Origin of the sequence: Formosa algae (assembly GCF_001439665.1) — a bacterium.
In the GTDB taxonomy this organism is placed as follows: Bacteria; Bacteroidota; Bacteroidia; order Flavobacteriales; family Flavobacteriaceae; genus Formosa; species Formosa algae.
Genome location: NZ_LMAK01000004.1, coordinates 92,187 through 104,887 on the forward strand (window position 1 = coordinate 92,187; position 12,701 = coordinate 104,887).

Annotated in this window: 6 protein-coding genes; all 6 read left to right on the forward strand. The window is 33.4% G+C overall.

What is annotated here, in order from left to right:
* Positions 1-346: 346 nt before the first annotated feature.
* The 6 genes from AST99_RS00950 to bglX all read left to right on the forward strand — a co-directional run bounded on the left by AST99_RS00950 (position 347) and on the right by bglX (position 12,528).
* Complete coding sequence (locus AST99_RS00950) at positions 347-3,142, forward strand: helix-turn-helix and ligand-binding sensor domain-containing protein (protein WP_057778194.1); 2,796 nt, start codon at positions 347-349, stop codon at positions 3,140-3,142.
* Positions 3,143-3,392: 250 nt separating this feature from the next.
* On the forward strand, positions 3,393-6,491 hold the full coding sequence (locus AST99_RS00955; RefSeq protein ID WP_057778196.1) for a SusC/RagA family TonB-linked outer membrane protein: 3,099 nt from the start codon (positions 3,393-3,395) through the stop codon (positions 6,489-6,491).
* A 19-nt stretch (positions 6,492-6,510) separates the two neighbouring features.
* Positions 6,511-7,923: a RagB/SusD family nutrient uptake outer membrane protein gene (locus AST99_RS00960; RefSeq protein WP_057778198.1), complete on the forward strand. Its 1,413-nt coding sequence runs from the start codon at positions 6,511-6,513 to the stop codon at positions 7,921-7,923.
* 58 nt (positions 7,924-7,981) lie between these two features.
* The gene (locus AST99_RS00965; RefSeq protein ID WP_198151366.1) at positions 7,982-9,349 is read left to right on the forward strand and encodes a glucoamylase family protein; all 1,368 of its coding nucleotides are present in this window, start codon (positions 7,982-7,984) and stop codon (positions 9,347-9,349) included.
* A 23-nt stretch (positions 9,350-9,372) separates the two neighbouring features.
* Complete coding sequence (locus AST99_RS00970; protein ID WP_057778203.1) at positions 9,373-10,173, forward strand: carboxylesterase family protein; 801 nt, start codon at positions 9,373-9,375, stop codon at positions 10,171-10,173.
* A gap of 6 nt (positions 10,174-10,179) precedes the next feature.
* Positions 10,180-12,528 (forward strand): beta-glucosidase BglX, encoded by a 2,349-nt coding sequence (bglX, locus tag AST99_RS00975; RefSeq protein ID WP_083495562.1) that lies wholly within the window; start codon positions 10,180-10,182, stop codon positions 12,526-12,528.
* The last annotated feature ends 173 nt before the right edge of the window (positions 12,529-12,701 follow it).

Genomic DNA, 12,701 nt, shown 5'->3' on the forward strand with positions numbered 1-12,701 from the left:
ATTACTTCATTTAAAAATTTTATAATACTGTAGTATTTTTCAATCACATGTGAAATTCAAAATTGTAATGCTGATTTTTTAGAAAAATCTAATAGAACAGAATCAGTGGTTAATAGTGTCTTGAATAACAATTGTTTGTCAAATTTTAGTAGTCTTCAAATAGAATAATTTAATAATTGGTCTTATTAATACAGGGCTAAAAGGATGTTATCGTATATAATTAACCAAGGCTATTTGTCAATTTTCCGTTACCTTTAATCAGTAATTATAAGATTTAATAAGCTAAAACATTGGAAAAGTTGAAATTCAATTTTTTTAATATAAAGCAATTAAGTAGCATAGCAGAATGTCAAAACGTTTAATAATTTTAATTATACTTTTTAATTGTTTATCTCTTTCAATAGGATATGCGCAGTTTTCTCCAAGTCTTCAAAATTATACTTTAGCAGAATATAAAGCGGGTAACCAAAATTGGGATATCTCTAGAGCAGACAATGGTAAAGTATATGTGGCTAATAGTAGTGGGTTGTTAGAGTATGATGCTTTACTTTGGAAACTTTATCAATTGCCCAATAAAACAACTGTTCGCTCTGTTTTAACTGTAGATGATATTGTATATACCGGGTCTTACGAAGAGTTTGGATATTGGCAAGAAGATGAATTCGGATTGCTAAAATACCATTCGTTAAGCAATACTATTCTCGATAAAATTTCTCCTAATGAAGAAATCTGGGGAATCGTAAAGTTCAAGGATAAAATAATTTTTCGTTCATTTTTAAACACTTACATATACGACTATAATCAAGTTGTACAGTTAAAGTCAGATTCAATAATTATCTCGTTTAGTGTGATTGAAGACGATTTATACGTAAGTACTTTAAGCGAAGGTGTTTTTTTACTAAAAGAGAATAAGCTGGAGTCTTTTTATTTTAATGATTTACTAGTAGATACTAAAATTATATCTATTAATAAGTATGACGATAAACTGTTATTAATGACGTCTCTAAAAGGAAGTTTCTTTTTAAAGAACGGAACATTAATTCCTACCAATTTTCAGATAAATGAAAAAATCAAACAACATCAACTTAATAATTTTTCTATTCTAAAAAATGGAGAAATGGTGTTTGGCACTATTAAAGATGGTGTTTTTTTAACAGACCATTCGGGGAACTTAAAATTTCATGTTAGTAAAGAAAATGGATTAGTAAATAATACAGTTTTGGGGCAATCTTTAGATAGCTCTGATAATCTTTGGTTGGGATTAGATAACGGAATTTCATATATAGAACTTAATAGTGCGAATTATTTCTTTAACGATGTATCTGGTAAATTAGGAGCCGTTTACGATATTATTACGTTTAAAGATGTTATATATATAGGTACAAATACGGGGCTTTTTAGATTAGATAATAACGATAAGTTAGAATTCGTAGAAGGATCTCAAGGTCAAGTTTGGGATTTAACAATCATAGAAAACGAGTTGTTTTGTGGCCATAATGAAGGTACTTTTTTAGTAGATGGTAATACGTTTACAAAAATATCTAGTTTCACTGGAGGTTGGACCATAAAGAAAGTTCCCGAACGTACAGATACATATATTCAGGGTACATATTCTGGCTTAGTTAAGTTTGAGAAAAAAGAAGGGACTTGGACTGTTAAACATTTTAATAAAGCCATGATCCCTTCACGTTTTTTAGTGTTCGAAAATCCGCATACCGCTTGGGTCGCACATGAAACGAAAGGGATTTATAAAATTCGTTTCGATGACGATTACCAAACCATCCAAAGTGTAGAGAATTATCAGCAAAAAGGTATAAGCTCTAATTATAACATCAGGGTTTATAATATTAAAAATAATATCAGTTATAAAACTAGCGAAGGTTGGCAAAAGTATGAACCTATTATAGATTCCATTATTCCATATGAACTTTTAAATGAAAAGTTAGGCAAGCATAGTTATATTATTTCTGAAGAAGATACCAACTTATTTGCTCTAAAAAATAAAGAAGGCTTCATCGATTTTAAATCATTTTCTAATGATGATGAACAACTTGTCTTGAGCGATGATTTTTTAAAGAATAGATATATTGTAGGTTATGAAAACGTATCTAAAGTAAACGATTCTGTTTATGCATTAAATTTAGATAACGGTTTTATGATGATAAATAGTACCACACCTTCTAATCATATTTTACAAAAACCAAAAATAGAAATTATATCTGTTGGTGGCTTGCCAATAAATTTGTCAAAGATTAAAAATGATGAGGTGCGTTTTAATTTTAATGAAAATATTACTATTGAGTTGTCTTCAGCAAAATCGACTAACCATTTCTTTGAATACAAAATCTCTAATACAGATAATTTATGGTATAAAATAGATGGTAATAAAGTAGAGTTTTCTAGTCTTAAAGACGGAAATTATACCATCTCTTTTAGGGCAGGAGGAAATTCTGGTAATGTTTCACCGTCTCTAGATTTACACTTGAATATATTGCCGCCTTGGTATAGAGATACGTTTGGCTTTTTACTATATCTATTTATTGCAATTCTAATTGTTGTGTTGTTCTACATCTTACAAAATAAAAAAATTGCAAAAGAGCAGCGTCTAATCAAAATTAAATATCAGAAGGAACAACAAAAACTACTACGCGAAAAAACATTAGAAAACGAAAAGCAAATTGTACAGCTTAAGAATGAATCTTTACAAAGAGAAATTAAGCTTAAAAGTAAGCAGCTTGCTAATAATGCTATGGCATTGGTTAAGAAAAATGAAACACTTCAGGATATTAAAAAAGAACTAGTCGTTAATAAAGATGGGTTTAATAGTCCATATTCTTTTAAAAAGCTCTTAAAAAAATTAGATAATTCTATTGTACTAAAAGATGAATGGGAAGTTTTTGAGAATAACTTTAGTCAAGTTCACGATGAGTTTTTTGAAAGATTAAAAGCACAACATCCTAAGCTTACTCCTAAAGATTTAAAGATTTGCGCATACATCAAAATGAATTTGTCTTCTAAAGAAATCGCACCTTTAATGAATATCTCTGCTAGAGGAGTAGAAACGCATAGATATAGATTGAAAAAGAAGTTGAATTTGGAAAATGACATTTCTGTCACCGATTACTTGTTAAATTTTAAATAATACCTATGTTTTTTTATTTAATACGTAATTAACCACTACGCCATTACTACGTCATTTGCCTAATCTCTTAATAACTACAACGTTTTTTTAAAAAGTATAAAGTACGTCAAGTGCGTTTTTTCGATGCTCTTTAACATTTTAAGGGTGTAATGGCGTATTTAAAAAGTAAATGGCTTTTAACTTTATTTAACAATAGATTATAATTTAGTCAAACAAACAAACTGAATATTTAATATTTAATAAAACTAATATGAAAACAAAGATTAGTCTGTTGTTAATGTTATTTTTTTCATTTTCTGCTTTTGCACAAGAAATGGAAGTGAATGGCGTAGTAACAAGTAAAAATGATGGCATTCCTTTACCGGGAGTAAATATTATTGTAAAAGGATCTAGTAATGGGGTCACCACCGATTTTGATGGGAAATACGCTATTAATGTTAATAAGGGCGATGAATTAGAGTTTAGCTACATTGGCTTTAAAACAATTACAATAACCGCAGATGACCAAGCCGTTATTGATGTTTCAATGAATGATGATGTTGAAGCACTAAATGAAGTTGTAGTAATTGGTTATGGTACGCAAAAAAGATCAGATCTTACTGGTGCTGTCTCTAGTATTAAAACAGAAGAACTTCTTAAACAACCAGCTGTTAATGCCACCCAATCTATACAAGGGAAATTATCTGGGGTTAGCATTATTAATACTAATGCTCCAGGAAGTGAGCCGGTAGTAATGATTAGAGGATTAGGAACTGCAGCTTCAGGAACTACACCACTTTACATTGTAGATGGTATACAAGTAAGTGGTATTAGTAACATAAACTCTGCAGATATAGAAAGCATGGATGTTATGAAAGATGCCGCATCGGCAGCTATTTATGGAATGGATGCTGCAAATGGTGTTATTTTTATAACCACTAAAAAAGGTAAACAAGGAAAAGCAAAAATTTCTTTAAGTTCTTATTATGGAGCAACAAGCATGCTTAACCCTGTTAAAATGGCAAATGCTTCAGAATATGTAACATATTATAATGAAGTTCAAACCTCTTTAGGATCTACAGATTTACTTTCAACAGATCAGCCTTATAATACAGATTGGTATGATGAATTAGCACAGGTTGGATTATCTAATAGTAATAATGTTTCAATTTCAGGGGCAAATGATCATATCAACTATTTCTTCAGTTTAAATAATTATAATGAAGATGGTATTCTGGAAGGACAAGATTTAACGCGAAATACATTAAGATCTAACACTACATTCAATCTTTTTGATGATAGAGTTAAGTTTACCCAAAGCATTAGTGCAGCGTTATCAAAAGAAAATCCAAAACCCTCTACAGCTTTTGATGAAGCCTATAAACAAGCTCCAATTGTACCTACATATTACGACAATGGAGGTTTTGGACAGCCAGATTGGGATCCAGCTACAGGTCAAGTCGCATACCAAGGAAGTAGTAGTTTAAATTCTATTGGGAATCCTTTAGCAACGGTTTATTATTATAATCAAAAAGCGCAAACCACAGATTTACAAGGTTCTTTTGATTTGGAAATTAAATTAACAGACTACTTAAAAGCAAATTCTCGCTTTGGTGCTACCAAAACTTATTATAGATCTAGATCTTTTAACGATATTAAATCTCAATATTTAACCTCAAACACGGGGCAAGACGAAGATGATTTTAATGCCTTAAAAGAAGCTAATCCAACAACCACTCAGTATGCAGATAATAGTTTGTCTTATACAACTTCAGAAAGTTATAGATATAACTGGGACAACTATTTAACCTTCGATAAACAAATAGGTGAACACGCTATTAATGTTGTGGCAGGACTAACAAAAGGAAGTAAGAATGATGTGTTTAACACATATCAACTTGCATACGATGTTCCTGAAAAAGAACAATATTGGAACATAAATTTTGCTTCAGATGATTACGATCAGGTTTCAGAACAATACTTTTCAACACCTACTCATCAATTATCATATTATGGAAGACTACAATATAACTTCAGTGAAAAATACTTTATTCAAGCTAATATTCGTAGAGATGGTATAAGCACTTTTAATAATGACAACAATACTGAATATTTTGGAAACTTCCCTTCTTTTAGTGGAGGTTGGGTGTTAACTAAAGAGCCATTTTTAAGTGATATCGAGAATTTAAATTTCTTAAAAATTAGAGTAGGTTGGGGGAAACTAGGTAACTCAGATGTGCCGTTTAATGTTTCAACTTATACAACATCTACTGGAAGTAGTAATGTGAATTATGTTTTCGGAGCAAATCAAGATTTAGTATATGGTGCAGCTTTAGGTGCTTCTATTTACCCCATTTCTTGGGAAATTACCAAAGAAACAAACGTAGGTTTAGATTTTCAAGCCTATAATTCTAGATTATCAGGTAGTTTCAATTACTATAACAGAAATACAGAAAATGCTATTCTAAATGTAACGCCAGTGTATACCTCAGGAGAAGGTTCTAATTATTACGATCACGGCGCTGAGGTGCTTAACAAAGGTTTTGAAGTTGAAATGAATTGGAAAGATAACATTTCTGAAGATTTATCATACAGTGTAGGTTTTGTGTTATCTAACAATAAAAATAATGTAGAGAATGTAAAATCTGCTTACGATGGGCAAACAGGAGGAAGTTTGTCTAACGGACAAATAACTAAAAGGTTAGAAGAAGGCCAGCCAATATATGCTTGGTGGATGTGGGAAGCAGATGGTGTGTGGCAAAACCAAGACGAAATAGATAATAATACACATTATGGTACGCCGTCTCCAGGTTATTTACGTTACAAAGATCAGAACGATGATGGCGTTATAGATGACGATGATAAAAAATTCTTCGGATCTTATATTCCTACTTACAACTTCGGATTTAATCTCGCTGTAAATTATAAAGATTTCGATTTTTCTGTAGACGCTTTTGGAGCAGGAGGAAATAAAATATATAACGGATTAAAAGGGACCACTATAGACGGCGGAGAAAATGTAGCACAAGATACATTTGCAAATAGATGGACCGGAGAAGGATCTACCAATGTAAATCCTGGAGCAAACAAAGACTCTTATGCATCAAGTTATTATTTAGAAGACGGAGATTATTTAAGAATCAACAATATTACATTAGGTTACACTTTACCTAAAATAATAAATCAAGTGTCTAGAATAAGAATTTATGCCTCTGCAAAAAATCCATTCATGTTTACCAAATATTCAGGTTTCACTCCTGAGATTGTTGGTTCAAGTGGATCTACTGGAGCTAGCGGAACATCAGGGATAGAGCTTTCAGCATATCCAAACACAAAAACGTTCTTATTTGGTGTGAACATCGATTTATAAAACTTAAAAAACAATTATCATGAAAATTAATATTAAATATATACAAAGTCTATTTTTTGTTGGATTGCTTTTGTTTACGATATCATGTAGTGAAGATTATTTAGATGTCGATAGTAAAGATTCATTAGAACAAGAAGATTCTGAAACCGTGACACCAGAAGAAATGGTAAATGGGGGTTACGGTATGTTAACAGATTGGGAATATGCATTTTCTTATCTTGGAATAACAGAAATTATATCTGATAATGCAGATAAAGGAAGTTCTTCTACCGATACCGGATCAGATAAAGATGTGTTAGATGCTTTAACATTTACAAGTAGTGCTGGTTCTATTCTGGACATGTGGAATAATTGGTATAAGGCTATAAATAGAGCATCTACAGCTATTGAATATGCAGAAGATTATGGATTAACAGATGAAGATTATAAAGACCGATTAGTTGGTGAAGCTGAATTTTTAAGAGCTTTAAACTATTTCTGGTTGGTAAGATCTTTTGGAGCTGTACCGTTACAAGATATAGATTTAGTAGAAAGACAACCTGTAGCCGATGTTTACGCATATATTGAAGCAGATTTGTTAGATGCTATAGACAAATTACCGCTTAAAACAGAATATGCTTCAGACGATTTAGGACGTGTAACAAAAGGAGCTGCGCAAGCACTTTTATCTAAAGTTTACTTGTATGAAGAAGAATGGCAAAAGGCTTTTGATATGGCCAACAATGTGGTTAATTCGGGAGAATATGGTTTACATTCTAATTATGAAGAATTATGGAGAGCTTCAACAGAAAACGGTATAGAATCTATTTTTGAAGTTCAAGCAAGAGGAGAATCTGTAGCACATGGTGTGCAACAATATTCACAAACTCAAGGTGCTAGAGGTACCGATGGTTGGGGTTGGGGTTATAATATTCCGTCTGAAACACTTGTTAATGCTTTTGAAGCAGAAGGAGATACTGTAAGAATGAATGCCTGTGTTATTTTTGAAGGAGAAACATTATGGGATGGTCGTGAGGTTTTTGAAGTAGAAAACCCAAGATATAATGAAAAAGCATATTCTAGTGCTTCTGCGGGCGCAGATGATGGCGATAAAAACATAAGAATATTACGTTACGCAGAAATATTATTAATTAAAGCTGAAGCTGCAAAATATATTGGCGAAGATGCGGCAACACCTCTAAATCTAGTAAGAAATAGAGTTGGTTTAGCTTCTATAAGCGATCCAACAATCGAGCAAATCTGGAATGAAAGACATTTGGAATTAGCAATGGAACACGATCGCTGGTTCGACCTTGTAAGAACAGGGCAAGCAGAAGAAGCCATGGCTGCCGATGGAAAAACATTTATTGTAGGTAAACACGAATTGTTTCCTATTCCTTATAACCAATTAGTTCAAACCCCAGACATGGAACAAAATCCAGGTTGGGAGTAATATAAAAATTTCAGCTACACTTAATATTTTGGTGTAGCTGAAATGCAATGTAGCGTTTATGAACATGTTATATACTCGTAATTTTTTTTTAATATCTATGGTGTTTTTCTCTCTCTTTGGTTGTAATAATCAAAAAGAAGAGACAGAAATAGCGATAGAAGATACAGTTGTAGAAGACGATGAGGTGTCAGAGGATGCCCTTTTAGATCGTATTCAAGAACAAACCATAAATTATTTTTGGGATGGAGCCGAACCTAATTCAGGTTTAGCGCGTGAGAGAATACATATGGATGACGTCTATCTGGAATCTCCAAAAAACACAGTAACTACTGGAGGAAGCGGCTTTGGATTAATGGCTATTTTAGTAGGAATTGAAAGAGGATTTATATCAAGAGAAGATGCTTTGTTGAGATTCGGAAACATAGTGGATTTTTTAGATCAAGCTGATCGCTTTCATGGAGCTTGGCCACATTGGATTAACGGTGAAACAGGAAAAGTATATCCGTTTAGTGAAAAAGATAATGGAGGAGATTTGGTTGAGACAGCTTTTCTTATCCAAGGGCTGCTAACCGTTTCAGAATATTTTGATGGTGATACTGAAGAAGAAAAAGAACTTATTTCTAAAATCGATACGCTTTACAAAACTGTAGAATGGGATTGGTATACTAAAGACGGCGAAGATGTTTTATACTGGCATTGGTCGCCAGAATATGGTTGGGATATGAATATGCCTGTTCAAGGATATAATGAATGTTTAATTATGTATGTCTTGGCAGCAGCTTCACCTACACATCCTATTAGTAAATCGGTTTACGAACAAGGATGGGCAAGAAACGGAGGCATTGTGTCAAGTAAAACCTACTATGACGAAGATTTAGTGTTAAACTATTTTTACAATGGTACAGATTTAGTTGGACCTTTATTCTGGGCGCATTATTCATACTTAGGTTTAGATCCTAGAAATCTGTCAGATCAATATGCAAATTATTGGATGCTAACACAAAATCAAGCTAAAATACATTATAAATATGCAGTCGATAATCCCCTAAATTTTAAGGGATATGGCGATAGCCTTTGGGGCTTAACCTCTAGTTATTCCGTAAACGGTTATAATAGTCATAGACCCGGAAATGATGTTGGTGTTATTTCTCCAACTGCAGCCTTATCATCTTTTCCATACACTCCAAATGAGAGTATGAATGTTTTAAAAAATATGTATAAAAATCACGACAGCCTTGTGGGAGAATACGGTCCGTACGATGCTTTTAGTTTTGAAGATAATTGGTATACACCAAGATACCTAGCTATCGATCAAGGCCCAATTCCAGTGATGATAGAAAATTATAGAACAGGGTTGTTATGGCGATTATTTATGAAAAATAAGGATGTTCAAAATGGGTTAGATGCACTTGGATTTACCTATTAATAAACAAGTAAAAATTTAAAAAAATGAAGTTTAAGCCCTTTGTAATACTACTGTTTTTAATAATTATAAGACCTTCTTTTATGTATGCACAAGATTTAAAAACGGCTGACGAAGTATTCTTGAAGAAAACACATATTGTAAATACAGATACGCTTAACTACAGAATGCTTTTACCCAAAGATTTTTCTGAAAATAAAATGTATCCGGTCGTATTGTTTCTTCATGGCGCAGGAGAGCGCGGCGACGATAATAAAAAACAATTAGCTAACGGAAGTGATTTGTTTTTAAATGAAACCACAAGAGATTCATTTCCTGCAATCGTTCTTTTTCCACAATGTCCTGAAAATGATTATTGGGCTAAACTAGAAGCAGATCGTTCAACAACACCAATTACGTTTAATTATAAATATAAAGAGACACCTACTAAAGCAATGGCTTTGGTTATGGATTTGATGGATGACATGCTAGAGAAACCCTTCGTAAAAAGCAATCAAATTTATGTGATGGGATTATCTATGGGAGGTATGGGCACATTCGAAATTCTCTACAGAAAACCAGAGATGTTCGCGGCTGCTATTCCTATTTGTGGCGGTGGAAATCCAGAATCTGTAGTGTCTTATGCTAAGTCTATACCATTATGGGCTTTTCACGGCGCAAAAGACGATGTTGTAGATCCAAATTTATCATTAGAAATGGTGTCTGCAATTCTTAAAAATGGCGGATTCCCAAAATTCACACTCTACGATTTTGCAAATCATAACAGTTGGGATCCTGCTTTTGCAGAACCAGAATTATTAACATGGCTTTTCTCTAAATCAAAATAAAATACAATGACAAAACATTTTAGTTTAAAAATAACAAGCATTTTAATTATAGCGATACTCTTTTCGAGCTGTAATTCTAATAGCCATACAGATACGAGTTCTAAAACAAGTATAGCTAACGAAAATCCATTCGAATCTAAAATAGATTCAATTTTGAAATTGATGACTTTAGAGGAAAAATTAGGGCAACTAAACTTACCAACGTCTGGCGATATTACAACAGGAGCCGCAAAAGGTTCTGATGTTGGTGAGCGTATAAAACAAGGTTTAGTTGGAGGGTTATTCAATATTAAAACAGCCGAAAAAATTTATGAAGTTCAGAAAGTTGCTGTAGAACAAAGTAGATTAGGTATTCCTTTAATTTTTGGAATGGACGTAATTCATGGATATAAAACAACGTTTCCTATTCCATTAGGCTTATCGAGTTCTTGGGATATGGAAATGATAGAAAAAACAGCTCGAGTAGCAGCGATTGAAGCGAGTGCAGATGGTATTAACTGGACGTTTTCTCCAATGGTAGATATTTCTAGAGACCCACGTTGGGGACGCGTTTCCGAAGGTAATGGAGAAGATCCTTATTTAGGTAGTGCTATTGCCAGAGCGATGGTTACCGGATATCAGTCAGACGATTTATCTTCAAACAATACATTAATGTCTTGTGTAAAACACTTCGCATTATATGGTGCAGTAGAAGCCGGTAGAGATTACAATACAGTCGATATGAGCCGTATTAGAATGTATAATGAATATTTGGCACCTTATAAAGCCGCTATAGATGCCGGAGTAGGTTCAGTAATGGCATCTTTTAATGAGGTAGATGGTGTGCCAGCAACAGGAAATAAATGGCTACTTACAGATTTGTTAAGAGACGATTGGGGCTTTAATGGGTTTGTGGTTACGGATTACACAGGTATATATGAAATGATAGCTCATGGTGTTGGAGATAAGTATGCCGTTTCTGAGCAAGCATTAAAAGCAGGTGTAGATATGGATATGGCAGGAGATTCGCCTTCAATTCCAGCAGCTTTTGTAAAAACATTAAAAGCGTCTTACGAAAACGGTAAGGTAACAATGGATGAGATTGACACTGCGGTAAAACGTATGTTAACTGCAAAATATCAATTAGGGTTATTTGATGATCCTTACAGATATTGCGATTTTGATCGTGCTAAAACTGAAATATTCACTCCAGAACATAAAGCGTTCGCACGTAAAGTTTCTGCCGAATCTATGGTATTGCTTAAAAATGAAGAGCAATTACTACCGCTTAAAAAATCTGGAACAATTGCTTTAATTGGACCTTTAGCTAAAGCAACAAATAACATGGCTGGAACTTGGAGTGTGGCTACAGACCAAGAACAATCTAACTCTGTGTTTGATGGTTTAAAAGAGGTTATAGGAGATAAAGCAACGATGTTATATGCTAAAGGAAGTAATGTGGATTACGATTTAGAGTTAGAGCAACGCGCAACCATGTTTGGTAAAGATATTCCGCGCGACGGACGTACAGATAAACAATTATTAGAGGAAGCGCTTCAAATTGCAGTAAAGTCTGATGTTATTGTTGCTACGCTTGGAGAGTCTGCAGAATTAAGCGGAGAGAGCAGTAGCAGAACAGATTTAGGTATTCCGCAAGTTCAAAAAGATTTATTAAATGCATTACTAAAAACAGGAAAGCCTGTTGTTTTAGTACTATTTACTGGTAGACCTTTAGTTTTGGTTGAAGAAAATGAAAATGTGCCTGCAATACTTAATGCATGGTTTCCTGGAAGTGAAGCTGGTTTAGCAATTTCAGATGTGTTGTTCGGAGCTGTAAACCCTTCAGGGAAATTAACGGCTACATTTCCACGTAATGTAGGTCAGGTGCCATTATTTTACAATCATAAAAACACAGGAAGACCGCTAGGGAATTCAGAAGGGAAATTCGAGAAATTTAAAAGTAATTATATCGATGTGCGTAACGAGCCTTTATATCCGTTCGGGTACGGTTTAAGCTACACGACCTTCGATTATGCGAATCTTAAATTAGATAAGACGTCTATAAACATGGATGGCGAAATTAATGTGTCTGTAGATGTGACTAATTCTGGAGATTACGACGGAAAAGAAGTTGTGCAGTTGTATATAAGAGATCTTGTCGGTTCTGTAACACGACCTGTAAGAGAACTAAAAGGCTTCCAAAAAGTATTAATTAAGAAAGGAGAAACACAAACTATAACCTTCAAAATTTCTGTTGAAGATTTGAAGTTCTATAATTCAGATTTAGATTATGTGGCAGAACCTGGGCAGTTTCAAGTATTTGTAGGAACAAATTCAGATGCTAAATTGATGCAAGCATTTGAATTGACTAAATAAAAACACCGCAATTAATTGATGGCGATTTTATGCCACACATATTTTTAAGTTTACCCCCTATCCTTATTATTTTGTGTGGCTTTTACTGGTCGGACTACGGTACGATTTCAGGTTACAAATGAAGCTTTCAGCAGGAAAATTGATTCTAAACAGAAGTCGTTAGCAGCTTTTAG